The 25,973-nt window shown below is 60.0% G+C and carries 23 protein-coding genes and 1 pseudogene; 15 read left to right on the top strand and 9 right to left on the bottom strand.

Going from position 1 to position 25,973, the window contains the following annotated elements; genetic code table 11:
• Window positions 1-166: pseudogene (locus RAC79_RS09165) on the bottom strand (sugar ABC transporter ATP-binding protein); the annotation flags it as partial.
• Window positions 167-600: 434 nt separating this feature from the next.
• Here RAC79_RS09165 and acpP point away from each other — a divergent pair.
• From acpP to RAC79_RS09220, 11 genes are all read left to right on the top strand, one after another.
• On the top strand, window positions 601-870 hold the full coding sequence (gene acpP / locus RAC79_RS09170; protein ID WP_080857566.1) for an acyl carrier protein: 270 nt from the start codon (window positions 601-603) through the stop codon (window positions 868-870).
• A 350-nt stretch (window positions 871-1,220) separates the two neighbouring features.
• Window positions 1,221-2,234, top strand: a complete 1,014-nt coding sequence (locus RAC79_RS09175) for a substrate-binding domain-containing protein (protein WP_174040127.1) — start codon at window positions 1,221-1,223, stop codon at window positions 2,232-2,234.
• Between the two features lie 70 nt (window positions 2,235-2,304).
• A complete protein-coding gene (locus RAC79_RS09180) occupies window positions 2,305-3,825 on the top strand; it encodes a sugar ABC transporter ATP-binding protein (RefSeq protein ID WP_174040126.1) in 1,521 nt (506 codons plus the stop codon).
• Window positions 3,826-3,837: 12 nt separating this feature from the next.
• On the top strand, window positions 3,838-4,839 hold the full coding sequence (locus tag RAC79_RS09185) for an ABC transporter permease (RefSeq protein WP_174040125.1): 1,002 nt from the start codon (window positions 3,838-3,840) through the stop codon (window positions 4,837-4,839).
• 41 nt (window positions 4,840-4,880) lie between these two features.
• The gene (locus RAC79_RS09190) at window positions 4,881-5,855 is read left to right on the top strand and encodes a sugar-binding transcriptional regulator (protein ID WP_059757988.1); all 975 of its coding nucleotides are present in this window, start codon (window positions 4,881-4,883) and stop codon (window positions 5,853-5,855) included.
• The gene (locus RAC79_RS09195) at window positions 5,852-6,850 is read left to right on the top strand and encodes an aldo/keto reductase (RefSeq protein WP_174045744.1); all 999 of its coding nucleotides are present in this window, start codon (window positions 5,852-5,854) and stop codon (window positions 6,848-6,850) included. Before RAC79_RS09190 ends, RAC79_RS09195 begins: the two co-directional genes overlap by 4 nt.
• A gap of 120 nt (window positions 6,851-6,970) precedes the next feature.
• A complete protein-coding gene (locus RAC79_RS09200) occupies window positions 6,971-8,695 on the top strand; it encodes an FAD-dependent oxidoreductase (RefSeq protein ID WP_374996979.1) in 1,725 nt (574 codons plus the stop codon).
• Window positions 8,696-8,697: 2 nt separating this feature from the next.
• Complete coding sequence (locus tag RAC79_RS09205; RefSeq protein WP_374996995.1) at window positions 8,698-9,540, top strand: class I fructose-bisphosphate aldolase; 843 nt, start codon at window positions 8,698-8,700, stop codon at window positions 9,538-9,540.
• Window positions 9,533-11,032, top strand: coding sequence for an FGGY-family carbohydrate kinase (locus RAC79_RS09210; RefSeq protein WP_374996980.1), 1,500 nt, complete (start codon window positions 9,533-9,535; stop codon window positions 11,030-11,032). The genes RAC79_RS09205 and RAC79_RS09210 overlap by 8 nt, the downstream gene beginning before the upstream one ends.
• A gap of 283 nt (window positions 11,033-11,315) precedes the next feature.
• The gene (locus RAC79_RS09215) at window positions 11,316-13,520 is read left to right on the top strand and encodes a methyl-accepting chemotaxis protein (protein WP_374996981.1); all 2,205 of its coding nucleotides are present in this window, start codon (window positions 11,316-11,318) and stop codon (window positions 13,518-13,520) included.
• A 125-nt stretch (window positions 13,521-13,645) separates the two neighbouring features.
• A complete protein-coding gene (locus RAC79_RS09220) occupies window positions 13,646-14,551 on the top strand; it encodes a LysR substrate-binding domain-containing protein (RefSeq protein ID WP_078052164.1) in 906 nt (301 codons plus the stop codon).
• A 63-nt stretch (window positions 14,552-14,614) separates the two neighbouring features.
• On the opposite strand, the gene RAC79_RS09225 is transcribed toward RAC79_RS09220, so the two are convergent.
• A complete protein-coding gene (locus tag RAC79_RS09225; RefSeq protein ID WP_065656637.1) occupies window positions 14,615-15,307 on the bottom strand; it encodes an SDR family NAD(P)-dependent oxidoreductase in 693 nt (230 codons plus the stop codon).
• Between the two features lie 10 nt (window positions 15,308-15,317).
• Window positions 15,318-16,520 (bottom strand): pyridoxal phosphate-dependent aminotransferase, encoded by a 1,203-nt coding sequence (locus RAC79_RS09230; RefSeq protein WP_174040120.1) that lies wholly within the window; start codon window positions 16,518-16,520, stop codon window positions 15,318-15,320.
• Window positions 16,521-16,951: 431 nt separating this feature from the next.
• On the opposite strand from RAC79_RS09230, the gene RAC79_RS09235 reads away from it, so the two are divergent.
• The 4 genes from RAC79_RS09235 to RAC79_RS09250 are packed head-to-tail and all read left to right on the top strand — an operon-like array spanning window position 16,952 to window position 20,899.
• On the top strand, window positions 16,952-17,884 hold the full coding sequence (locus RAC79_RS09235) for an ABC transporter permease (RefSeq protein WP_078052161.1): 933 nt from the start codon (window positions 16,952-16,954) through the stop codon (window positions 17,882-17,884).
• Complete coding sequence (locus tag RAC79_RS09240; protein ID WP_078052160.1) at window positions 17,881-18,684, top strand: ABC transporter permease; 804 nt, start codon at window positions 17,881-17,883, stop codon at window positions 18,682-18,684. Before RAC79_RS09235 ends, RAC79_RS09240 begins: the two co-directional genes overlap by 4 nt.
• A 25-nt stretch (window positions 18,685-18,709) precedes the next feature.
• Window positions 18,710-19,786, top strand: a complete 1,077-nt coding sequence (locus tag RAC79_RS09245) for an ABC transporter substrate-binding protein (RefSeq protein ID WP_065656633.1) — start codon at window positions 18,710-18,712, stop codon at window positions 19,784-19,786.
• 9 nt (window positions 19,787-19,795) lie between these two features.
• A complete protein-coding gene (locus tag RAC79_RS09250) occupies window positions 19,796-20,899 on the top strand; it encodes an ABC transporter ATP-binding protein (RefSeq protein ID WP_078052159.1) in 1,104 nt (367 codons plus the stop codon).
• Between the two features lie 151 nt (window positions 20,900-21,050).
• Here the strand turns inward: RAC79_RS09250 and RAC79_RS09255 are convergent, their stop codons facing one another.
• Genes RAC79_RS09255 through accB form a run of 6 tightly spaced genes read right to left on the bottom strand, consistent with a single transcriptional unit; the run spans window position 21,051 to window position 25,834 of the window.
• Window positions 21,051-21,818, bottom strand: a complete 768-nt coding sequence (locus tag RAC79_RS09255) for a 5-oxoprolinase subunit PxpA (protein WP_078052158.1) — start codon at window positions 21,816-21,818, stop codon at window positions 21,051-21,053.
• Between the two features lie 24 nt (window positions 21,819-21,842).
• Complete coding sequence (locus RAC79_RS09260; protein WP_078052157.1) at window positions 21,843-22,841, bottom strand: biotin-dependent carboxyltransferase family protein; 999 nt, start codon at window positions 22,839-22,841, stop codon at window positions 21,843-21,845.
• Entirely contained in the window at window positions 22,838-23,551 is a 714-nt protein-coding gene (pxpB, locus tag RAC79_RS09265) for a 5-oxoprolinase subunit PxpB (RefSeq protein ID WP_078052156.1), read from the bottom strand. Before pxpB ends, RAC79_RS09260 begins: the two co-directional genes overlap by 4 nt.
• On the bottom strand, window positions 23,548-23,985 hold the full coding sequence (locus RAC79_RS09270; protein ID WP_374996982.1) for an acetyl-CoA carboxylase biotin carboxyl carrier protein: 438 nt from the start codon (window positions 23,983-23,985) through the stop codon (window positions 23,548-23,550). The genes pxpB and RAC79_RS09270 overlap by 4 nt, the downstream gene beginning before the upstream one ends.
• Window positions 23,982-25,373: an acetyl-CoA carboxylase biotin carboxylase subunit gene (gene accC, locus RAC79_RS09275; RefSeq protein WP_374996983.1), complete on the bottom strand. Its 1,392-nt coding sequence runs from the start codon at window positions 25,371-25,373 to the stop codon at window positions 23,982-23,984. Before accC ends, RAC79_RS09270 begins: the two co-directional genes overlap by 4 nt.
• Window positions 25,370-25,834, bottom strand: coding sequence for an acetyl-CoA carboxylase biotin carboxyl carrier protein (gene accB, locus RAC79_RS09280; protein WP_174040111.1), 465 nt, complete (start codon window positions 25,832-25,834; stop codon window positions 25,370-25,372). The genes accC and accB overlap by 4 nt, the downstream gene beginning before the upstream one ends.
• Window positions 25,835-25,973: the final 139 nt, after the last annotated feature.

Raw genomic sequence — 25,973 nt, forward strand, 5'->3', positions numbered from 1 at the left:
AATTCATCGCCGGGGAACCGATGAAGCCGGCGACGAAGGGATTGGCGGGCCGGTCATAAAGCTCGAGCGGCGCTCCGCATTGCTCGACCCGTCCGGCATTCATCACCACGATCTTGTCGGCCACGGTCATGGCTTCCACCTGATCATGCGTGACGTAAACAGTCGATGGTGGCGAATGCGCCGTAGCTTTTCTTTACGGATCTAAGGGTAACGGGTGCCATATGGGTCAGGCTTTCATTCACTCCAGCTTCCGCGCGGCCCGTCACCATTAAACAGTCTTTCCGGGATATTTCGCTTAGGGCCAGATGAAACATGACTATCCATGTCACCGGAGTGTGCGAGCCGGATGCAATTCATGAAAGCCGGAAAAGTTCAGAGACAGAGAGCGGTCTAAAAGCCGGTTACGGGCAACAATAAATTACAAAATCTTCATTGCAGGTCACTCATTCCGAAGCTTAGATTTTATCGGGGGAGAAATGAGAGAGCAATGTCGAGCCTGGGTAGCCTCATATCCCTTTTTGTCTTCGCGATGGGCATTTTCGCCTTCTATCGATGGACGTCGGACGACATCGGCACGGAGAACAGGACGTCGGAATCGAGATGGTGAGTTTTTCGGTCCCGACAGATACCGCAGTAGCCGAGATAAGAAACCGGGTGACAAAAATCATCGGCGAGCAGCTCGGAATAGCTGATGATAAAATAGCCGATACAGCTGATTTTTCCGAAGATCTGAATGCCGATTCGCTTGAGGTCGTTCAGATCGTCATGGAGATCGAAGAGGAATTTGACATCGAAATTCCCGATGCTGCCGCAGACAGTCTTTCCACTGTCGGTGATGCCATTCGCTTCATTCAGTTGGCAACGACTTAGTCCGATCTGGAAAGGGCGCGTTCGACATGGCGATTATCCATCCCTTCATGTACCTCCTTCCCGCCGTCGTCGGCGCCTATGTCCTCTATAAATTCATCCTCTATTTGCTCGGCGCCGACTAGGCGCCGGCCATCGCTTCCGTGCCTTGCGGCCCCGGTTTGCGTCGAAGCTCCCCGACGAGAAGCCGTATTCTCCATCCTACCGCATGAATTGAAATAAATTTCACATCATAAAATAAAATTCAAACAGCATTGACGGCCGCTCGGTTTCCGGCTATCCCAATTCGCATGCAATAAATTACATCGAATAAAATTTATTGCGGACTAAGTCATTGTCCTTGGGAGGGGAATATGTTGGCTTTTCTGAAATCGACCGCTGCCGCGGGTGTTTTAGCCGTGGCGATTGCCGGTGGGGCCGGTTCGCAGGCCGCCGCCGCGGGCAAGTTTGCCTGCGAGCCGGGTGAGACCTATGTGATGAACGTCATGGTTTCCAGTCACCCCTATTGGGTACCGGTCTTCGAGGGGTTCAAGCAGGCCGCAAAGGCGCTCGGCTGCGAGGCCGTTTTCACCGGCACCCCGGAATATGACATCACCAAGCAGATCGCATCTTTCGAGCAGGAACTGGTGAAGAAGCCGAAGGGCATTCTGCTGCATCCGATGCAGGCCGATCCCTTTATCGAACCGATCAACAAGGCGATCGGCTCCGGCGTTTCGGTGACGACTTTTGCGGCGGATTCTCCGAAGTCGAAGCGCACCGCCTATATCACCTCGGACAATGTTGCCGAGGCGAAATTCGCGGCCGATGAAATCGTCAAGAAACTCGGCGAAAAAGGTGAATATGCCGTTCTGGAAAATCCGGGACAAAGCAATCACGATCTGCGCGTCACCGCTCTCATCGACTATATGGGGCGCACCTATCCGCAGATGAAGCTGGTCGGTCGCCAGGCGACCAATCAGGATTCGAACCTTGCCTACCAGGCCGTTGGCGCATTGTTGCAGGCCAATCCCAATCTGGGTGCCCTGTGGATTCCCGAAGCCGGTTCGGCCGAAGGCGCGACGGCTGCAGTCCTTGAGGCGAAGAAGAAGGTCCTGATCCTGCATGCGGATATCACCCCGGCCACGCTGGAGCATATCAAGCAGGGCAATATCTACATGTCCATCAACCCCAATCAGGGTGTGCAGGGCTTCATGGGTTTCATGAACACGTTTCTGGGCGCCCATTCGGACCTTATCGACCCGTTCAACGACTACAAGGTTTCCGGCTTCAATCCGATGCAGGTTCCTTCGATGGACAATGGTTTCGCTGTCATCACCAAGGCGAACGCCGCTTCCTTCGATCTCAACGACTATATGAAGGGGCGCTGACGCGTCGCTCTGGACCCGGCGGGGTTTGCACCTCGCCGGCCACAAGGGGAAGCAGGTTCGGGAGGGCGTTATGGGTGAGGTCATCCTCAGCATAACGAATATTCACAAGGCGTTCGGCCCCGTGCGGGCGCTGCGCAATGCGGCACTCGAGTTGCGGCGCGGCGAAATCCATGCGCTGGCCGGTGAAAACGGCGCCGGCAAGTCGACGCTGATGCATATCATCGACGGCATTCTGCAGCCGGATGGCGGGGAAATCGTGCTGGATGGCAAACCGGTCAAGATATCCTCGCCCAATGCGGCGAACCGGCTTGGCATCGGTTTCGTGCATCAGGAAATCGCGCTCTGCCCGGAGATTTCGGTCGCCGAGAACATGTTTATGTCGCAGACGGGCCAAAGCCGCTCCTGGTTCATGAACTATCGCGATCTCGAAAAGCGGGCGGCAATTGTGCTGCGGGAAATCGGTGATATCGATCCCAGCCGCCGGGCCGGCGACCTGTCGATTTCGCAACAGCAGATCGTCGAAATCGCCAAGGCGCTGACACTCGATTGCCGCATCCTGATCCTCGACGAGCCGACGGCGGCGCTGACCGAAACCGAAGCGCAGACCCTTTTCAGGATCATGCACCGGCTGGCGGAACGGGGCATCGCCATCGTTTATATCTCGCATCGTATGGCGGAGATTTTCGAACATTGCGACCGCATCACCGTGATGCGTGACGGCTGCCATATCAGGACGGAGAATATTGCCGATATTTCCCCCGAGGAAGTCGTCAACAGCATGGTGGGACGGGTGCTCGACAAGCTCTACCCGCCAAAGCTTTCGGAGGATGAAAAATCGGATGACGTCATTCTCTCTGTGCGGGGCCTGAACGAAGGAAAGCGGGTTTTCGATGTCGATTTCGATCTGCGCCGCGGCGAAATCCTGGGGCTTGCCGGGCTGATTGGTGCGGGAAGAAGCGAGATCGCCCGGGCGGTCTGCCGGCTGGAGGGGAAGGCGAGAGGCGAGGTTACGCTGCGCGGCCGGCCATTAAGGCTCAAGGATTATCGCGACAGCATCCGCGAGGGGCTGGTCTATCTGTCCGAGGATCGCAAGGGGGACGGGCTTTTCCTCAACATGTCCATCGCCTCGAATGTCTCTGCGCTCGATATCGGCAGGGTATCGAACGGCATGGGCTTCATCGAACGGCGCAAGGAAATGAAGCGTGCCGATGAGCTGGGACGCCGGCTGAAATTGCGGGCGAACAGCATCGGCGATGCGGTATCGACCCTGAGCGGGGGCAACCAGCAGAAGGTGGCGCTGGCGAAGATGCTCTCGGTGGAGCCGGAGGTCATCTTTCTGGATGAGCCGACACGCGGGGTGGATGTGGGCGCGAAGGCCGAAATCCACCGCCAGATCCGGGAACTGGCGCGTGAGGGGGTCGGTGTGGTCGTCATATCCTCGGAACTGCCGGAACTTATCGGCGTCAGCGACCGCGTGCTGGTCGTGCGCGAGGGTCGGATTACGGGTGAGGTCGAGGGCGAAGACATGACGGAGGAAAAGATCATGCAGCTCGCATCGATCAATATTGTGCATAGCTCGGAAAGGGCCTGAGGGAGCGGGAAAATGGCAACATCGGAAACACCTTCGGGCATAGCTGAGACGGCGGTTCGCCGCACCGCCTGGTGGGAGCCGGCGCTCAAGGCGCGGGAAACCGGGCTGATCGTCATCATCCTCGCGCTTTTTGCGGTGATGTCCTTGATATCCCCGTATTTCCTGACCGTGGACAATCTACGGGCCATGGCCATGGTCTTCGCCATCGAAAGCATCGTCGTGGTGGGCATGACGATCCTTCTGATTTCTGGCGGCATCGACCTTTCGGTCGGCTCCGTCACAGCACTTGCGATGGTGGCGGCTGGCTGGCTCTTCCTCAATGGCGTCGACCCATGGGTGGCGGCGGGGCTGGCGATCTGCCTTACGACCTTGATCGGCATGGCCATGGGATTCCTGACGACGGTGATCGGGCTGCATCATTTCATCGTGTCGCTGGGTGTCATGGTGATTGCGCGCGGTGTGTGCCTGCTGGCGACGGGCGGGCGGCCGCTTGGGCTCTATTCCCTGCCGCCGGAATTCAAGTTCATCGGTCAGGGCGCGCTTGGCGGCATTCCGCTGGTGCTGATTATCTTCGCGGTGGTGGTTGTCGTTTTCGATCTGCTGCTGCGGCGCACGACCGCCTTCCGCAAGGTGTTCTATACCGGCAGCAATCCGAAAGCGGCGGCCTATTCCGGTATCCGCGTCGGCCGGGTAGTGTTTGCCACCACCACGCTTTGTTCGATGTTGTGCGGTGTGGCAGGCGTTATCTATATGGCCCGTTTCGGCTCTGCCCAACCAAGCTTCGGCGTCGGCATGGAACTTAACGTGATTGCGGCGGCGGTCATCGGCGGCGCGAGCCTTTCGGGCGGTTCAGGCACCATTCTCGGCGCGATCCTTGGGGCGATCCTTCTTTCGGTGGTTTCCAGTTCCCTTGCCTTGCTCAATGTGTCTGTCTACTGGCAGGACATCATCAGGGGCAGCATATTGCTGACTGCGGTCCTGTTCGACCACTATCTGGTCAGGCGCCGCCGTTGAGCGCCCTTCGCTCGCCCGAGGGTAACTGGAGAAATACGACCATGCTGGATATCAAGGACGATTTCGATCAACAGAGGCAGATGTATTCCGTCCTGGTGCTGCATTTCATCGAGGGTGTGAAGCAGTCGGAAATCGCCGAGCGGCTCAATCTTTCCCACACCAAGGTCAACCGCATGATTGCGGCCGGCCGCAAGGCGGGCATGGTGAAGATCACCATCGCCAGTCCCTATCAGAGGCTGGTGGACCTCGAAAACGAGATTACCCGCCGTTTCGGCCTCAGGCAGTCGGTGGTGACGCCGACGGTCTCCGATAATCCGGAAACCGCCTTGCAGATGGTGGGTCGGGTGGCCGCCAACCATTTGCTGGAGACCATTCGTGACGGCGATGTGATCGCGATTACCGGCGGCAAGGCGGTGAGTGCCGTTGTCGACAATCTTGAGGCGGAGCGTCGTTTCGATGTGCGGGTGGTGCCGCTGACCGGCGGCGTGCAGGGCAAGCACTATACGGATGTCAATCATCTCGCCACGCAACTGGCGGAGAAGCTCGGCGGCAGCGCATCGCTCGTTCATGCGCCGCTGTTTGCCGAGGATGAGGAACAGCGCGATCTGCTGATGAATGTCGCATCGATCCGCGAGGTCTTCGATCTGGCCCGGCAGGCGCAGGTGGCGCTGGTCGGCATCGGCTCCGTGGAGGCTCCGGGCTCCGGCTATTACGATCTTCTGCCGGATGCGGCCCGTGGCGGGCAGGCGCTGGTGGATGCGGGCATTGCCGGCGAGTTTCTCGCCCATCTCACCATGGCGGACGGGCAGCTGGCGCGTATCGATCTCAACTCGCGCGTGGTGGCGCTGGACCCCGGGCAGCTCGCCCGGTGCCCGAATATCATCGGTGTGGCGGCAGGCGCCATCAAGGCCGGACCGGTGGCGGCCACGCTTGCCGGCCGCTATCTGACCTCGCTCGTCGTGGACGAGGCGATAGCCGGCTATTTACTGGATCACGAAGGAGGGGAAACCGCGTGACGGACAATGCAATAGTGACCCGGACGATCGGCAGAAGCGGCATCGGCGCATCCGCCGTGGGGCTCGGCACCTGGGCCATAGGCGGCTGGATGTGGGGCGGCACCGACGAGCGGCAATCCATCGCCGCCATCCAGGCCTCCATCGATGCGGGTATTTCCCTGATCGATACGGCACCGGCCTATGGCATGGGGCTTGCGGAAACCATCGTTGGCAAGGCAATTGCCGGCAGGCGCGAGAAAGTGGTGCTGGTTACCAAATGCGGGCTGGTCTGGCATGTGAACGAGGGTGCTTATTTCTTCCATCAGGATGGCAAGCCCGTTCATCGTTATCTCGGTCCTGCCTCTATCCGTTTCGAGGTCGAAGAAAGTCTGAAACGGCTCGGAACCGACTATATCGATCACTACGTGACCCATTGGCAGGACGCCACGACGCCTATTGCCGAAACGGTCGGGGCTTTGGTGCGGCTGAAAGAGGAGGGGAAGATCCGCTCCATCGGCGCAAGCAACGTCTCGCCCGGCGATCTTGAGGCTTATATCGCCACCGGCGCGCTGGATGCCATTCAGGAAGAATATTCCATGGTGAAGCGCGATATCGAGACGACGCTGCTGCCGCTTTGCCGAAAGAATGATGTCTCGGTTCTCAGCTATTCATCGCTGGCGCTCGGTCTTCTCTCGGGCAAGGTCGGGCCTGAACGGGTCTTTGCGGACGACGACCAGCGCCACGGCAACCCGCGCTTCAGCCAGGCGAACCGTCAGAAAATCGCGCGATTGATGGGCGTGCTGGAACCGGTGGCGGCCGCCCACAGGGCTTCGGTCGCGCAGGTGGTGATCGCCTGGACGATTGCCCAGCCGGGCATAACATTCTCGCTCTGCGGCGCGCGCGATCCGGCTCAGGCGGTCGAAAACGCCGCGGCTGCACATCTTCGCCTCACGGAGAGTGAGCTGGCGCTCATCAGTGCCGGTGTCGCGGAGCATCTTGTGGGGCTCGATACCTGATTATGTAGGCTGAGACGGGACTTCAGGCGAACAGCGCATCATTTTCGTCCCGTCTCTCACGTCGCTTTAAACGGTCAACAACATTGGGACGCTGGTCATCCGCCAGCGAACGGTATTTCTATGCCCAGTTTTCGCGAGGACGCTCTGCGCCGCATCCGGCTCGATGGTGATTTCGATGCCGTCGTTATCGGCGGCGGCATCAACGGAATTGCCGCCTATCGCGATCTCGCCTTGCAGGGGCTGCGGGTGCTGCTGGTGGAGCGCAACGATTTCTCCTCCGGTTGCAGCGCCGCGCCGTCGCGCATGATCCATGGTGGCCTGCGTTATCTCGAAAACGGTGAATTCGGCCTCGTGGCAGAATCGTTGCGGGAGCGGGATGCGCTTCTCAGGCTCGCGCCGCATATGGTTCATCCGCTGCCGACCACGATCCCGATCTTTTCAACTTTCAGCGGCCTGTTCAACGCGGCGGCAACCTTTGTCGGTTCCGGCGGAAAACCCGCAAGCCGTGGCGCTCTCGCCATCAAGGCGGGTCTGATGCTCTATGATTTCGTCACCCGCAAAAACCGTATCCTGCCCCGTCATGCGTTTCGCGGTGCGTCCGGGACTTTGCAGCATTGGCCGGATCTGACGCCGGAAATCAGATATTCCGCCACCTATTACGATGCTTGGATAAGTCAGCCCGAACGGCTTGCACTGGAGCTTCTGATCGACACCCATGCCGATGCGCCGCAAAGCATTGCGCTCAACTATGCGGAACTTGTCCGTCTCGGCGACGACTATCGTCTTCGGCTGGAGGGCATGGATGAAGCCCTGCCTATCCGCCCAAGGATCATTGTTAATGCGACCGGCGCCTGGATCGACGAGACGATTGGCACGCTGGCTACACCCGTGGCGGCGGAAATAGCAAAACCGACCGTCTCCGGAACCAAGGGATCGCATCTGATCATCGCCAATGAGGCGCTTTTGAAGGCCCTGAACGGCCATATGATCTTCTTCGAGAATGACGATAATCGCGTCTGTATCCTCTTTCCCTATCTCGGCCGGGTTCTCGCAGGCTCGACCGATATCAAGGTGGATCGTCCCGAGCGGGTGCGCTGCGAGCCCGAGGAACGGGATTATATTCTGGATGCGATCCGGCAGGTCTTTCCGCAGATTGCCATTACCCATTCCGACATCGTTTTCAGTTTCAGCGGCATCCGTCCTCTGCCGCGCAGCGATGCCGCCTTTACCGGAAGAATTTCCCGAAGCCATTTCATCCATCGCGTTGCGGGCGATCCGCCGCAGCTTTGCATGATCGGCGGCAAGTGGACCACTTTCAGGGCTTTTGGCGAGCAGGTGACCGACGAGGTTCTGGCCTTTCTTGGACGCCGACGGCTGACCGGCACCATGGCCCGCCCGATCGGCGGCGGCAGGAATTTTCCAACCGGTGCCAGCAGCCTGCCCGCCTTCCTGTCGGAGGAATTTTCGATTGCCACAGACCGGGCGGAGCATCTGGCTCTGGCTTACGGCTCCCGTGCCTTCGATCTGATGGGCTTTTGCCGGGGCCGTGCGGATGATGTGCGGCTTTCAGAAAAATCGCCGATCACGGCCGCGGAGGTGGTCTGGCTGATCCGCTTCGAACACGTGCGCCACCTGACCGATCTCGCCCTGCGGCGCACGACGCTCGCCATCACCGGCGTCATCGATGCCGATCTGATCGACGCGATCCTCGCCGTTGCGGCCCGCGAGCTTGGCTGGCCGGCCACCCAGGCGGCGGCGGAACGGCAGCGGCTTATCCATGAGCTGGAGACTTTTTATGGGGTCACGCCGGCAATGCTTCAACACAGATGCAAGGAGAATGCATGATGATGCGGATTTCGAAAAAGGCGCGCATGAACCGGCTGTTCCGCAATGGCGGTTGCCTGGATGTGGCCATCGATCACGGTGTTTGCAACGAGCCGAGCTTCCTCGTTGGGCTGGAGGATATGGCGCAGACCGTGAACAGGCTGGTCGAGGCCGGTCCCGATGCCATACAGATGGCCTATGGGCAGGCGGATCTGCTGCAGCAGAGGCCGGAGCGCGACAAGCCGGCCCTCGTCATGCGTATCGACATGGGTAACCCTTACAATTCCACGCGCCACAGAACCATGTGGTCGCAGCTCCAGAACCATCAGGACCCGATTATCGGTGCGCTGGAAATGGATGCTGCCTGCGTCGTCGTGAACCTGTTCATGCTGCCGGACGAGCCGGAGCTGTTTCGTCAATGCGTCGAAAACATCAGCCGCGTGCGGGCAGATTGCCATCGTTTCGGCATGCCGCTGATGATCGAGCCGCTGGTGATGCTGCCGAATGATGTGCGCGGCGGTTATCAGGTGGATGGCGACGCCGAAAAGATCGTCACGCTCGTGCGTCTTGCCTCGGAAATGGGAGCCGATATCATCAAGGCCGATCCGACCAGCGATCCGCGCGATTTTCACAAGGTGATCGAAGCCGCGCGGTGCCCGGTGCTGGTGCGGGGCGGGGGGCGTGAGGACTTGCGTAACGTGCTTACCAAATCGGCGGCTCTGGTGGCCGAAGGTGCGAACGGAATGGTTTACGGGCGCAATATCTACCAGCACGACAATCCCAAGGCCGTCGTTGCGGCGTTGATGGCCATCATCCATCAGGGTGCGGGTGGCGAGGAAGCATGGGATATCTATAATCGTGGCTGATAAAAATCACATATTGGGTCTCGATGTCGGCAACACGGTCATCAAGGCCGTGCTGTTCGACACGGAAGGCCGGCAGGTTGCGCAACACGCCATCGACGGACAGTCGACATTTCCTGAGCCCGGCTATGTCGAGCGCGATCTCGAGGAATTGTGGCGGAACGGCTGCGAAGCGATCCGCCAGCTTCTGGTGAAATCGTCCGTCGATCCCCGCAGCATCCTGGCAGTGGGCTGTGCCGGCCACGGCAATGGCCTCTATCTTCTGGACAAGGACCGGCAGCCCCTGATCGGCATCCAGTCGCTCGACAGCCGTGCTGCCGATCTGGCGGCCGAGCTTGACCGGAAAAGCGGAGCACAATTGCAGGCCCGTTGCCTGCAGCGGCCATGGCCTGCGCAAACACCCAGCCTTCTGGCCTGGGTAAAGCGACATGCACCTGATCTTTATGCCCGGACCGGTACGGTCCTGTTCTGCAAGGATTTTGTCAATTTCCGCCTGACGGGGTTCCTTGCCAATGATATTTCCGATCTCAGCGGCGCTGGGCTGCTTGCCTTGCCGGAAGCGCGGCTCGACCGCGAGCTTCTGTCGCTTTACGATCTTGAGGACGCGTTCGCGTTCTTCCCCCGTCGCGTGGAATCGGCTGACATCGTCGGTCAGGTGACGGGCGAGGCTGCGGCTGTGACGGGGCTTTCCGAAGGCACACCTGTGATCGGCGGTTTCTTCGATGTGGTCTCCAGCGCCATGGGGTCGGGGGTCATCAATGCCGGGGAAGCTTCCATCATCGCCGGCACCTGGAGCATCAACCAGGTTTTCGCGGACAGGCCGGTCATCAGTCCCGATGTCTTCATGGTCACCACCTTCGGCCGTGACCGCTATGTCAATATCGAATCCAGCGCCACCTCCGCCGCCAACCTCGAATGGTACGTGCACCGCGTTCGCGGCGATCATGGCGACCACGCCTTCGAGCGATGCAACGAATTGGTCGGCTCCGTCTCACCCCGCGCCGACGATCCGTTCTTCCATCCGTTCATTTTCGGCTCGCGGCTGGGTGCGGAATTTCGCGGTGGCTTTTACGGCCTCGCGGGATGGCACGGCGAAGGCCATATGTTGCGGGCCCTGTTCGAAGGGGTGTGTTTCGAGCATCGCCGCCATATCGGCGTTCTGCGCGAAGCGGGACTGCCGGTGGAAAGCGCCGTGATGTCCGGCGGCGGTTCCCGCAGCCAGCATTGGCCGCAGATCATGGCGGATGTTCTGGAAATTCCGCTACGTGTCGCGGAAGCCCGCGAGACGGGCGCGCTCGGCGCGGCCATTGGTGCGGCCGTGGCGATCGGGCTTTATCCTGATTATGAGGAGGCGGTTGCGGCGATGACACGGGTTGCGAATGCTTACCGGCCCGATGCTGCGCAAGTCTCGCATTATCTGCGGCGCTACGGTCTCTATGCAGAATTGACCGCGCAGTTGCGTGGCTTCTGGAGCGCTTTGCGGTTACCGCAATAGTCTCCGGCTTTAGCAGAGCGCAATCGCGCGTCCGCATCGAGCAGAGCCCCTGCGCAGAGCAAAAGTATCTGTGCAGGGGTGAAGATATCGTGCAATAGTTTGTATATACTTCAATATTGCAACTTTATAAAGTATTGATGTTTTGATATGGCGCTTGAAAAATAGAATTGAAAGTAAATTTTAAACATAACTTCTTAAGCTCACCCTCCAGCCCGGTCGCCAACAGTTGCGCACGCACCCGTAACTCTCGCCACCGTTGCAGCATAGTTTTGGGGGATGGGACATGCTTTTTAAATCGACAACGGGTCGGAATATTTTTGCGGTCGCCGCATGCGGGGTCTTTGCGACGATCGCGGCCTCGGCCGTGCTGTTTTATCGGTCCATTGAGGATACCAGGGCCAACAATCTTGAGCGTATGCGGCAGATCGCCCATAGCGAAGCCCTGGCGACCGAAAAGAATATCGGCGGCACGATCCATATCGTCAACAGCCTCGTCTCGGTTCTGGAATCGATGAAACAGTCAGGCGATGCCGACCGGGGTAAGGCCGATCAGATCATTCACCAGATGCTGGCCAATAACCCCGACATCCTTGGCCTCTGGACCGGATGGGAGCCAAATGCGTTTGACGGCAAGGATGCGGATTTCGCCAACAGGGAGGGGCATGACGCGACCGGCCGGTACATACCCTATTGGGTGCGCAGCGGCGGCAAAATAGGCAATACCGCTTTGACGGACTATGCCACCGCAGGTCCGGGCGATTATTATCAATTGCCCTTCACCCTGAAGAAAACGGTCGTCGTCGAGCCCTATTCCTATGCAATCGACGGCAAGGAGGTCCTGATTACCTCAATCGCCAAGCCGGTTATGGTCGATGCCAAACCTCAGGGGGTCGCCGGCCTCGACCTGTCGCTCGATGAAACGAGCAAGGCGCTTTCGACGGTGCGGCCCATGGGAACGGGGTTCGTCAGTCTGGTCAGCGGCGGCGGCAAGATCATCAGTCATCCGGATGCGGCGATCATGGGAAAAAGCCTCGCGGACGGCGGTGCGAAGACCGCCGGTTGGGACCAGCTGATTGCAAATCCCGGTGCGGAGCGCGAGATCACCGCACAGGATGGAACGGCGTCCTTCGCCATCGCCTTGCCGGTCATGCTTACCCAGGACATGAAATGGTACGCAATCATCTCGGTGCCGGAAGAAACGGTGTTTGCGCAGCTGCATGCCATGATGCGTGACGCCGCTTTGACCATAGTGACGGCCACCGTGCTTCTTGCACTGGCGGGATGGTTCATCGCGCGGCGGTTCATCGGGCGCATCGCAAACATCATCGATGAGACCGCCCAGATTGCACAGGGAAATCTTCATCTGACACTGAAGGATATCGGGACAAGGGACGAAATCGGCGATCTTGCCCGCTCTCTCGATGTTCTGCGCGAAAACAACCGGCAGAAGGCCTCGCTGGAACAGGAGGCCGAGACCAACCGCACGCTTGGTGAAGAAGAGCGTGCGGCCCGGGAACGCAGGGCCGCCGATGAGGCGGGCAGCATCCGCTTTGCCGTCGACAGCCTGGCTTATGCGCTGGCGAAGCTCGCTGACGGCGACCTGTCCTGCCGTATCGACAATCCCTTTGTCGAGCAGCTCGACGCGGTGCGTGGCGATTTCAACGGCTCGGCCGGGAAATTGCAGGACGCGCTTCTGCGGGTATCGGAAAATGCCTCCGGCATCGACGTCGGCGCTAATGAAATCAAGTCGGCGTCCGATGATCTGGCGCGGCGAACGGAGCAGCAGGCGGCGGCCGTTGAAGAAACCGCTGCCGCCCTTGAAGAGATTACGACAACGGTAAAAGACGCCGCGAACCGTGCGCATGAGGCGGGCCGGCTGGTTTCCCGCACGCGCATCGGCGCGGAACGGTCGGGTGAGGTCGTGCGTCAGGCCGTGATGGCGATGGAGCGGATCGAAAAATCGTCGAACGAAATTTCCAGCATCATCGGCGTGATCGATGAGATCGCCTTCCAGACGAATTTGCTGGCGCTGAATGCCGGGGTGGAAGCGGCACGTGCCGGTGAGGCGGGCAAGGGTTTTGCCGTGGTGGCGCAGGAAGTGCGGGAGCTTGCCCAACGCTCCGCCGCTGCGGCGAAAGAAATCAAGTCGCTGATCACCAAGTCGAACCAGCAGGTCGAAGAGGGCGTGCATCTTGTCGGCGATACCGGCAAGGCGCTCGATGTCATCGTTGCCGAAGTGCAGGAAATCAACCAGCACGTCGCCGCGATCGTGGAATCCGCGCAGGAGCAGTCATCCGGCCTCCAGCAGATCAACGTCGCCGTCAACCAGATGGACCAGGAGACGCAGAAAAATGCCGCGATGGTCGAGGAGATGACCGCCGCAAGCCACACGCTGGCAACGGAGGTCGATGCGCTAAACCGGCTGCTCGGCCAGTTCGAACTCGGTTCGGGAGCGGACGCTTATCGGGGGTCTCTGAAGGCGGCCTGACTGGACGCCCTGAGCGGCCGTGTCCATCGGCTCCGATGGACACGGCGAGGAAATGGAAGATGGACTTTGTCTGCAAATTGAGCATCTTATTTCTTGCAAGCAAGTAATGGGATGATCAACAGCAGATGGATATCAGGCGCCTGAAATCGTTTATCACGATTGTCGACATGGGGAGCATAACAAGAGCGGCCGATGTGCTGCATATTGCCCAGCCGGCGCTCAGCCAGCAGCTGGCAAGCATCGAGGAGCATTTCCGCCAGAAACTGCTGACCCGAAGCCAGCAGGGCGTGGTCATGACCGATGCCGGCAAGGTCGTCTACAGGCATGCGCAGGTCATTTTGCGGCAGATGGAGCAGGCGCAGGCGGAGGCGCTCGAAGCGGGCGCTGTGCTTTCCGGCAAGGTGTCGGTGGGCCTTGCGCCCTTCAGCAGCGCCGCCACGCTTTCGCTGCGTCTGATGGAGGAAACCAAGCGGCTTCATCCCGGCATTCTGCTGCACATCACGGAAAGCGTCAGCCAGCCCTATAGCCAGATGATCATGAACGGCCGTCTGGAAATGGGTTTGATCCACGGCGTCGGGCCGATCCGGGGCGTCAAGTTCACGCCGCTGTTCCGTGAGGAATTCGTTCTCGTCGTGCATCGCAGCTTCGGCGTGGAACCGGGCGATGCGCCGATCACGGTCGCCGATCTGGCGTTTTTGCCTTTCCTTCTGCCGCCGACCTATAATTTCGTGCGCCGCGCCATCAATCTCGCCTTCACTCGCAGCCGCAAGGATTTGATCGTGATGGCGGAGCTGGAATCGGTAAGGACCATCGCGCGCGGCGTGGATGCCGGGCTTGGCGCGACCATAACGCCCAAGGCCATCGCCGACCGTATCGTCGCGGAATCCAATGAGGACATCGTCGTCAGGCAGATCGCTAGCCCGATGATCGAGGAAACGCTGTCCTTCTGCGTATCGGACAACACGCCGCTCTCCGAGCCGGCGCTTGCCGTGAAGGAGATATTGCTGCAACTGGCGGAGACCCTGAAATAAAAGGGTCAGGCCGGTTCTAAAGCCACGCGCAGCACCGTTTCCCGGTGCCGCGCATGGAAAAGATCAAAGCATTGCTTCCTTGCGGCAGTTCACCAGCAATTCTGCCACCGAAAGGTTGTTCGGCAGGCGAAGCAGGGTTTCGACCATTTCGGCGAGATCGTCCGGCTGGGTCATATCCTCGCGGCTGACTTCCGTTTCGCCGACCGTCATATCGGTTGCGATATAGCCAGGGCAAAGCGCGGTGGCGCGCACGCCGCTGTCCCACAATTCCTGCCGGATGCCGTGGGTGAGGGCGACAACGGCGAATTTCGTCATGGCATAACCCACATTCGACCCCACGCGGCGTCCCGCCAGCGAAGCGACATTGATAACCCTGCCCTGTCCGGTTTTTACGAGATGGGGAATGGCGGCGCGGGTTACCCTCAGCGGACCTTTGACGTTGACACGCCACATCTGGTCGAGGCTTTCTTCGCCCGCATCCATGACCCGGACTTTGGGATTGATGCCGGCGCAATTCACCAGCCCATCGATCCGGCCATATCTGCCGGCAACGGCGTCAACCCAGGCCTCTGCCGAGCCAGCCTCTTCCGCATCGTAGCGATCGGCCGAAAGCCGGTCCTTCACCGCAACGGCGGCCGGATTTCGCGCTCCCGCCGCCACCGTGAAACCCGCTTCGTGAAGCCTTTTGGCGATCGCAAGGCCGAGACCCCGCGATGCGCCGGAAACCATGATGACACGGCCACTTCCTCCCAACATGCTGTTCTCCCTATTTCATTCCATTGCAGAATTCGGCGATGCGGGCGCAGCCTTCGGCAAGGTTTTCCATGCTGGTGGCATAGGAAAGCCGGAAGAAGGAGCTGAGGCCATAGGCCGCGCCCTGCACTGTCGCAACATGATGTTCGGCGAGAAGCGCCATGACGAAATCGGTATCGTTCTCGATCTTCGTGCCGCCCTTCGTCGTCTTGCCGATCAGCGCGGCAATATTCGGGAAGATATAGAAGGCGCCTTCCGGCTTGTGGCAGCGAAGCCCCTCGATTTCCGAAAGCTTGCCGAGCACGAAGTCGCGGCGCGTCTTGTAGATATCGGCGCGCTCCTTCAGCAGATCCTGCGGGCCGTCGAGAACCGCGACGGCGGCAGCCTGCACGATGGTCGCGACACCGCCGCTGTTCTGGGTATTGACGTTGCTGATGGCCTTGATGAGATCCTTCGGGCCGCCGCAGAAACCGAGACGCCAGCCGGTCATGGCATAGGCTTTCGATGCGCCGTTGACGGTCAGGACCCGGTCATAGAGGCGGGGTTCGACTTCGGCGATGGTGCAGAATTCGAAGTCGTCATAGATCAGGTGCTCATACATATCGTCGGTCATGATCCAGACATGCGGATGCCGCAGCATGACCTCGGCGATTTCCTTCATTTCCGCGCGGGAGCAGGCGGCACCCGTAGGGTTGTTGGGGAAGTTGAAAAGCAGCCACTTGGTCTTCGGGGTAATCGCGGCTTCGAGATCTTCGGCGCGCAGGCGGAAACCGTTATTCTCCGGGCAAACCACCGGCACGGGCACGCCGCCCGCGAACTTCACGATATCGGCATAGCTGATCCAGGACGGCGCGGGAATGACGACTTCATCGCCCGGGTCGCAGGTCGCCATGATGGCGTTGAAGATGATCTGCTTGCCGCCGCCCGCCACCAGAATCTGGCTCGGATCGTAGTCGAGATTATTGTCGCGCTTGAACTTTCGCTGGATCGCGGCCCGTAGCGCCGGCGTTCCGTCAGCTGGCGGATATTTCGTGTCGCCGGCAAGGGCCGCCGCATGCGCCGCCTCGACCGCGTGGGCAGGCGTCGGGAAATCCGGCTCGCCGGACGACAGGCTGATGACCTTGATGCCCTGAGCGGCGAGATCGCGCGCTTTCTGGGTCATGGCGAGCGAAGCTGACACGGTGACGTTGTTAAGGCGTTGGGCGATAGTGGGCATGGATTATTTCCGATTGTAACGGTGAAGGCAGGCATCGTCGCGACGCCAGTGCATGACAAAGAGGTTACGGGAATTTTCCGCTATTTCCCCAATACGACTTCGATGTGACGTCATACGGGATTTTGATGCATAGCCCGCCAAAACGGGGTGGGCAGTCCATATGCGTATGCGATGACCTCAGAGGAATAAAATATTATGCAGCCCGTCGGCTTAGCCCCTAAGCTCGGCTTAACAACAAGGGAACGACGCGTCGGGCAATGTTACCCAGAGAGGTAACCGGCGCGAAAATGCAGAAATATGCGACAGGCGCCGGCAAAAGACCGGATGCCTCGACAGGGAGCACACCCAGCAAATTCTAGTCATAGGGTCTGGACAATCTCGTTCGGCTCAAAGCGATGCCTCGTGCCGTATTCAACGCGACGGGAGTATAGATGTCGGATATTGCGATCATGGAACCACATGCCCCGCCACGCCATGGAGTTTCCGGCTGGAAGGCCCTCGAGCGTCGGCTGTTTTCGCCCGGCATCCTCATCCTGCCACTGCTGATCTTTCTGCTGATCTTTTTCTTCTGGCCGGCGGTTCGGCTGATGAGTTTCAGCGTCATGACCCAGAATTCGCAGGGGCTGATCGGCTCCCCCTTCACGCTTGCCCATTATGTCAGGTTTTTTGAGGTCGATCTTTACCAGAAGGTGCTCTGGGCGACGATCCGCATCAGCCTGATCACCTCAATTCTTGCGGCGATACTGGCCTATCCGGTCGCGACCGTTCTCGTGCGCGGCAATATCGTCACGACCCGTATCATCACGCTGATCGTGATTGCGCCGCTGGCCGTCAGCGTCGTGGTGCGCGCCTATGGCTGGCAGCTCATTCTCGGCAACGGTCCGACCGGCCTTCTGAACTACGTATTGATGAATCTGGGCATCATAGACAGTCCGATGACGCTGCTGTTTTCGGATGCCGCCGTCATTATCGGTTCGCTGCACATTTTCTTCCCGATGATGGTGCTGCCGCTGTCCTCCGCGCTTGGCAAGATCGATCCGAACCTGCAGCAGGCCGCCCGCACGCTCGGCGCGCCGGCATGGAAAGTGTTCCTGCGGATCACCTTCCCGCTCAGCCTTCCCGGTCTGCTAGCGGGTTTCACGTTGGTGTTTTCGCTCGCTTCCGCATCCTACGTCATTCCCGCTCTGATCGGCGGTCCCGGCTCGCAGATGCTTGGCAACATGGTCGAACAGCAGGTTCTCGCGGTCTATGACTGGCCGTTCGGCGCCACCATCGCCACCATCCTCGTTTTCATCGTCATTCTGATCAACGCCGTCTCGATGCGGCTGCTCGGCGGGCGTCGTATCAAGGCAAGCGCGTCATGAACAACAAGCTGACTGGCACTTCCGCCATCGTCTTTTACGCGATCACCGCCGCCATGATGGTCTTCATCCTGGCACCGATCATTCTCGTCGTCGCCATCTCGTTCTCCGACAGTTATTTCGTCACCTTCCCGCCACAGGGTTTCACCTTCCGCTGGTATGCAGCGGTAATGCAGAACGAGGAATTCACCGCTGGTCTCACCTTCAGTGCGGCGCTGGCGGTGGCGACCACCATCCTTTCACTGGCGCTCGGCGTTCCGGCAGCCTTCGCACTCTCCCGCGGAAAATTCATCGGCCGCTCGTTGATGAAGGGACTGCTGCTTTCGCCGCTGATCTTTCCCGTGCTGGTGACCGGCCTGGCATTGCTGCAGCTTTTCTCCGGCTATGGCTGGATGGATACCAAGCTGAAGCTTCTCATCGCCCACACCGTCGTGACGTCGCCCTATGTGATCCGCACGGTGCTGACCAGCCTTCAGCTCGTCAATGTCAGCCTTGAGGAAGCGGCGCGCACGCTTGGCGCCACGCGCTGGAAAACCTTCACGCGGGTGATCTTTCCGCAGATCGCGCCCGGCGTCGCCTCCGGCTCGATCTTCTGCTTCATGGTTTCTTTCGACAATTATCCCGTTTCGATGTGGCTGGCGGATTCCGCGAACCTGCCCGTGCCCATCGTTCTTTATCGCCAGATCGGCACGGTCTTTGATCCTTCGGTCGCGACCATGTCCACCATCATCATCCTTCTGGCGGTGACCGTCGTGCTCGTCCTCGACAGGCTGGTGGGTCTGCGCCGGGCAATGGCTATGTAAATCAACAACAAGAGGGGTACCGGAAATGACAGACAAGACCATCATCATGAAACGGCGCAGTTTCCTGACAGTCACCGCAGGCGCGCTCGCCACACCCTATTTCTACACCGCGGCTTCCGCACAGGACCGCACCATGTATGTCGGCGTCTATAATTCGGCGCAGGGCGGGCTGATCAAGAAGGAAGTGATCCCGGCTTTCGAGAAGGAATATAAGTGCCGGGTGCTGACGACCGAAGGCGCAACGCTCGCCAATATCGCCACGCTGCGCGCCACCCGCGAAAATCCGCAATATAGCGTGATGTCGATGGACGATGTCGGCGTGCCGCAGGCCAAGGAGGAAGGCCTGATCGAGCAATTGCCGGCGGACGAAATCCCCAACCTCAAGAACGTCTATTCTCGCTATCTTTTCGAAGACAATTTCGGCGTCGGTTTTGCAATCTCGATTGCCGGCCTGTTCTATAATCCGACGACGGGCAAGCCGTTCGAAAGCTACGAACAGATGTTCGACAAGAAATATGCCCGCCGCATGCTTCTCAACACACCGAAGAACACCCAGAGCGTTCTGATGCTGATGGTGGCGGCCGCCCTTGCGACCGGCAAGCCGCTGAAGGAAGCGCAATATGATACGGATGCCGGCTGGGCGAAACTCGCCGAGCTGAAGCCGAACGTGCTCTCGATCTATGACGCGGAAGCGCAGACGATGATGGTGGCGCAGGGCCAGGCGGATTTCGGCGGTATCGAATACTCCAAGGCGGTTTATCCGCACACCAAGAAGGGCGTGCCGCTGGACATGACCTTCCCGAAGGAAGGGGCATTCACCGGCATCAATTCCATCGCCCTGGTAAAGGGCGGACCGCACCGCGATCTCGCGCTTGCCTATATCAACCGCATCCTCGATCCCGGTGTGCAGAAGATGCTTTCGGAAGCGACGCTGAGCGCGCCCTCCGTCAAGGGCATCGAGTTCGGCGCAGATACGGCGAAGTTCCTTGCCTACCCGGAAACGAAGATGGAATCGCTGAACCTGTTCACGCCGGACTGGAAATACATCATTCCGCGCCGCGCCCAATGGCTCGAAAAATACAACCAGACCTTTAACGGCTGAGGAACGCTGATGAAATCCGTAGAAGTCCGCCTGGAGAGACTGACCAAACATTACAGCGGTCAGGTCGTTGCCGTCGATGATGTTTCGCTTACCGTCAAGGCAGGGGAAATCCTGGCGCTTCTCGGCCCGAGCGGCTGCGGGAAAACGACCTGCCTGCGCATGATTGCGGGGCTTGTCGATCCTACCTCGGGTGAAATCGTGGTCGGCGGCAAGCCGACCACGCGCACCCCGGTTCACCGCCGCAATGTTGGCATGCTTTTCCAGAACTACGCCCTGTTTCCCCACATGACCGTTGCCGAAAACGTCGCCTTCGGGCTGGAGATGCGGGGCGTTTCCAAGGCTGACCGGGAAGGGCGCGTGAAGCAGGCGCTCGATCTCGTTCAGCTGCACGCCTTCGGCGACCGACTGCCGGTGCAGCTTTCCGGCGGCCAGCAGCAGCGTGTGGCGCTGGCGCGCGCGCTGGTGATCGAGCCTTCGATGCTGCTTCTGGACGAACCGCTCGGTGCGCTCGACAAGGGCCTGAGGGAAAGCATGCAGGTCGAAATCCGCAGCCTGCAGCAGCGGCTTGGCCTCACCACCATCATGGTGACGCATGATCAGGACGAGGCCCTGACCATGGCGGACCAGATCGCCGTGATGCGGGATGGCAATCTCGAGCAGATCGCACCGGCCGGCGAAATCTACCAGAAGCCGCTGACCCGCTTCGTCGCGGGTTTCATCGGCGCTTCGAACTTCTTCGAGGCGAGCGTGGCGGAGCGCAATAGTCGTTCCGCAAGGCTGGTCACCGGTTCCGGCGTCCGGCTCGATGTCGAGGATATGGGGGCGGTTCAGGGCGACAAGGTCGTCGTCACCGTTCGCCCCGAAGCGATCTCGGTCTCACCGCTTGCGGTGGACTCAGGTGAAAACACCGGCAATTCCACCACGGCGCGGGTGGAGCAGGTCGTCTATCGCGGCTTCATGCTGCATTATTACCTGCGTCTGGACAATGGCGAGCCGATGATCGCTTACCGGCAGACCCAGACCCAAGGTTTCACCAATGCCGTCAGCGCCGCTGGCGACCGGGTGAGACTGAGCTGGACGAGCGACAGCAATCACGTGATCCAGCTGAATTGATGATTTCGCGGCCGGGTCGCTCAGGCGGCCCGGCTGGCGACGGATCGAAATCCGGTCCGTATCCATAGCCGACAAAATTACGGCACCGCGCTCCTGACATAGAATGCGGTGCCGTGCTTTTTGTGCTTCAGGATATGAGGCGTATGCCGCTTCAGGCAACCACTTCGCGAGCCGGCACGACGCTGCCGCCACAGGCTTCCACTTCGCTGCGCACCGTGCGCGCAAGCTCCAGCGAGCCGGGCGTATCGCTGTGGACGAGGATCGATCTGGCACGAACGGTGATGGTTTCGCCCTCGATGGTCGTGACCGTGCCTTTTTCCAGAAACTGGCGCACGCGCGCACGAACTTTTCCCTCTTCCTTGATGACGGAATTGGGCAGCTTGCGTGGCACAAGTTGGCCCTTCACATCGTAGGCCCGGTCGGCAAGAAAGAGGTTGAGCACTTTCAGCCCGCAATCCAGAGCCGCCTTTTCGATCAGCATGTCCGGCATCGAAAAGACGATGAGATTTGGATCGACCGCTTTGATCTTTTTCATGATCCGTTCGGCAAGCGCCGCGTCGCGGTTGATCATGTTGCCCATGGCGGCATGGAAGCTGATATGGGAGAGGGAGACATCCTGCGCCCTGGCAATCGCCGAGAGCGCGCCGAGCTGGTAGAGAACCTGCTGTTCCATTTCTTCCGCATCGACGGGAATTTCGCGGCGGCCGAAGCCGAGACGGTCGGCGAGGCCTGGATGGGCGCCGACACCGACGCCGTTCTGTTTGGCGAGACGCACCATGCGCGCCATCATTTCCGGATCGCCGGCATGGAATCCGCAGGCGATATTCGCCGAAGAGACGACTTCCATAAGCTTCTCGTCGTCGCAGACCTTATAGACGCCGAAACCTTCGCCCATATCGGAATTAACATCGATCTTCATGGTTCCTCTCCGTATTTTTAAGGATTATCGTTTTGCGAGCGTGCCGAGTGCGGCGGCGACCAGCGGCAGGGTTTTGCGGATATCGGCGAAATAGGCGTCGATTGCCTGTTCGACCTCCAGCGCCTCGCGCACCGTTGCCTGCACGAAACGGATGCGACTGCCGATGCGCGCCTGGCCGAGCCGCCAAAGATCGCTGTCGATGATACCAGCCATCTTCGGATAACCGCCGGCCGTGTTGGCGTCGCTCATCTGGATGATCGGCTCGCCGCCCGGCGGCACCTGAACCACGCCCGGAATGACGCCATAGGAGCGCAACTCGACGGGAGCCGAAAGCATAAGTGGCGTGCCGGCAAGCCGGTAGCCGGTGCGGTCGCTCTGCGAGGTGATTTTCCAGGCTTCGGACCAGAAACGTTCCGCACCTTCGCCGAAAAGATCGTGTTCGGCGGCGGGAATGGCTCTCAGCAGCAATTCGCCCTTGTCCGATATCGGAAACATGTCCGGCATCGACTCGGCAAGCGGCATGACGCCGAGGCCGCTTGACGGCAGCGCCGATGGTTCGGATGGCAGAACGGACAGCCTGTCGCCGGTGGTGAGGTGGCGTCCCTCATGGCCGCCGAAGGAGCCGCGAAGTGAGGTGCTTCGTGATCCCATCACCACGGGAACGTCTATGCCGCCCTGAAGGCAGAGATAGGCGCGCGCATTCTTCAGCGGCGTCGAAAATTCGAGAATCTGACCCTTTTCTGCCCGCGCGCACCAGTAGGGCGGCAGATCAGCACCATTGAGCCGGGCGGCGCAATCCGCACCGGTTACGGCGAAGGTCAGCGCCTCTTCGAATTCGATGCGGAACGGAAAGGTCTGGATTTCAATCGCCGCGGCATCCTCGCCGTTGCCGACAAGAATATTGCCGACCCTGAGCGCGATGGGGTCCATCGCGCCCGTGGCGGTGATGCCGATATTGCGGTAACCGGCACGGCCGAGATCCTGCACGGTGTTCAGCGGTCCGCAGGCAAGAATATGGATCATAGTTCGATCCTTTCGGGAAGGAAACGAACGCGGTCACCGGGCGCCAGCACCGCCGGCTGCTCGGCGGTGGCGTCGAACATGGTGATTTCGGTGAAGCCCAGCGAATTCCAGCCATTCGGCCCGGTGAGAACCGAGATGCCGGATTGCATGCCGCCGATCGTCACCATGCCCTTCAACATGCGGAGCGACGGGACTTTCTTGCGCGGCATGAAAATGCGCGGATCGAGGCCGCCGAGATAACCGAAGCCCGGCGCGCTGCCGACGGCGAAAACCGTATAGGTCCGCTCGAAATGCAGGCGCACGACTTCCTTGTCCGGCAGGCCGGAATAATCGCAGATCGCCGCAAGGTCTATGGCGTGCTCGCCGCCATAGGTCGTGGGCACTTCGATGGTCTTGCCCAGAAGATCGAGTTCCGCCGTCCTTTGCCAGATGTCGAGAAGCTCATCCTGCAGATGCCCGGCATCTTCAGGCGTGCTGCGTAGCACGATCAGCAGGTTGGTCATGCCGGGTATCAGCTCCAGCACCTCGGGGCGGTCCTTCAATGCGCGCGTCAGCGCCCAGATACGCCGCTGGGCGGGCAAGTCCAGCTCGCCGGGCGCTTCGATCAGAAACGTCTTGTTGCCGATCATCGAGATTTTCGGCAGGCCCAGATGGGCGGGGGTGAGGTGGGGCGTTTTCAGCGGGAGGTTGCTCATCGACGTCACCATCATGTTTCGGTCTTGAGAAGGGTGGAGCCATAGCCGACAAGCGTACTCGTTTCCGTCACGATTTCGCTGACGGTGCCGGCTTTTTCGGCGATAACCGGAACAAGCACGGGGCCGGCTGCGACGAATGCGACGATCTCGCCTTTCGCTACGGATTGTCCTGCCCGAACCGCCCGCTCGGGGCGCTGCGGATGCGCGGGCGTGAAGATGCCGGCCATCGGTGCACGGGCAAGAATATCCGCCTTTACCGGCGCTTTGGCCGCTTCGATGGGCCGCTGCGCTGCGGGGGGCTGAGCGCCTGCCATGGCAACGATCTTCAATGATCCATCCGGCGTCTCTATTTCAATGGCGGAGACGTTGTTGCGCTCGAGATGAGCGGCAAGATCGGCAATCGTGCCGGGCTCGCTGTAGCGGGAAATGGAAACAGGCTGTCGCTTCACTTTGCACTCCGCGCTGCAAGCCAATGTTCGAGGTAATGAATATCCGTGCCGCCTTCGGAAAAGGCCGGGTCCTGCAATATTTCCCGGTGCAGCGGCAGGTTGGTGAAAACGCCTTCGATGCGCATTTCGTCAAGTGCGCGCCGCATGCGCAGGATTGCCTGCTCGCGGGTCGGGGCATGGACGATGAGCTTGGCGATCAGGGAATCGTAATGAGCCGAAACGCTGTAACCCGCCCTCACATGGGTATCGACCCTGACGCCGGGACCGCCCGGCAGGTGAAGCGCCGTGATAAGGCCGGGGCAGGGAATGAAGCTATAGGGGTCTTCAGCATTGATGCGGCACTCGATGGAGTGGCCTTCGCAGACGATATCCTCCTGCGAAATCTCAAGCGGATGGCCAAGAGCGACGAGAAGCTGCTGGCGCACCAGATCCACGCCCGAGGTCATTTCCGTGACCGGATGTTCGACCTGCAGGCGGGTATTCATCTCGATGAAATAAAATTCGCCATTCTCGTAAAGAAACTCGAAGGTGCCGACCCCGCGATAACCGATCTGGCGGCAGGCTTCGACACAGCGATTGCCGACGAAAGCCGCGACATCGGGCGGGATGCCGATGGCCGGACCTTCTTCGACGACCTTCTGGTGGCGGCGCTGCATGGAACAATCGCGCAGCCCCACCCAGACCCCGTTGCCCTGACCATCGCAGAGAACCTGAATTTCGACATGGCGCGGATGTTCGAGGAATTTCTCGATATAAAGTTCCGGCGTTCCGAAGGCCCGGCTTGCTTCCTCACGCGTGACGAGAACGGCATCCTGAAGAGCAGAGGCCTCGTGCACGACACGCATGCCGCGGCCGCCGCCGCCGCCGGCCGCCTTGACGATGACGGGATAGCCGATTTCGGCGGCGATTTTCGAGACTTCGGCCATGTCATCCGGCAGGGCGGAATCGGGACCGGGAACGCAGGGCACGCCGGCCTCCATCATCGCCCGCTTCGCCGCGATCTTGTCACCCATGGTGCGGATGGCGTCGGCGCGCGGGCCGATGAAGACCGCCCCCGCCGCCTCCACGGCTTCCGAAAAAGACGCTCTTTCAGACAGGAAACCATAGCCGGGGTGAACCGCGCCAGCGCCGGTCAGCTCCATCGCAAGCAATATGGCCGGCGCGTTGAGATAGCTCTGGGCGGGAGAGGCCGGGCCAATGCAGATGGCGGTGTCGGCCGCCTTCAGATAGTCGGCATCCTTATCGGCTTCCGAATAGATCATGACGGTCTTCAGGCCGAGTTCACGGCAGGCGCGCTGCACCCGCAAGGCAATCTCGCCGCGATTGGCGATCAGGACGCTGTCGAATGTTCTTGGCTCAGCCACCATTGGGAGTGTCGCATCCATCATTCGAACTCCAGCACCGGCTGTCCGAGTTCGACATCTTCGCCGTCATTGGCGATAAATCTGGCGATCCTGCCGCTTCGTTCCGCCCTCACGGTGTTGAACACTTTCATCGCCTCTATGATGAAGAGTTCCTGTCCTTGCCTGACCTCGTCGCCGGCCTCGGCGAAAGGCGCCGCGCCCGGGCTCGGGGCGCGATGGAAAAGGCCGAATGAGGGTGCTGCGACGATGCCGGATGACGCCGGTGCGGCTGCGGCGGATGCCAGCGCATGTTCTTCGGCGCGGGGTGTCGCGGATGCCGTTTCGGCTACCGCAACGGGCCGGGGCTGCGATGATGGCGTCTGCGGCGAAACGGCATTGTTTTCGCGGATGATCCGGACCGTGGTTCCCTCCTGGCTCACGGTCAATTCGGATACTCGCGAAGAGCCAACGAACTCGATCAGTTTCTTGATCTTTTCCAGATCCATATTGGTTTCCAACGTCTTTTTTGTCCCCACGGCGGCAGGCGGGCGGAGCGGAATCCGCACCCTGTCCATCAGCAATAGCTACCATGGGGGCGGGATTGATGGGGTCAGACGAAGTTCCTATGGACATTGCTTTCCGGTT

The sequence above is a fragment of the Agrobacterium sp. LR_9 genome (assembly GCF_041954855.1).
In the GTDB taxonomy this organism is placed as follows: domain Bacteria; phylum Pseudomonadota; class Alphaproteobacteria; order Rhizobiales; family Rhizobiaceae; genus Agrobacterium; species Agrobacterium leguminum.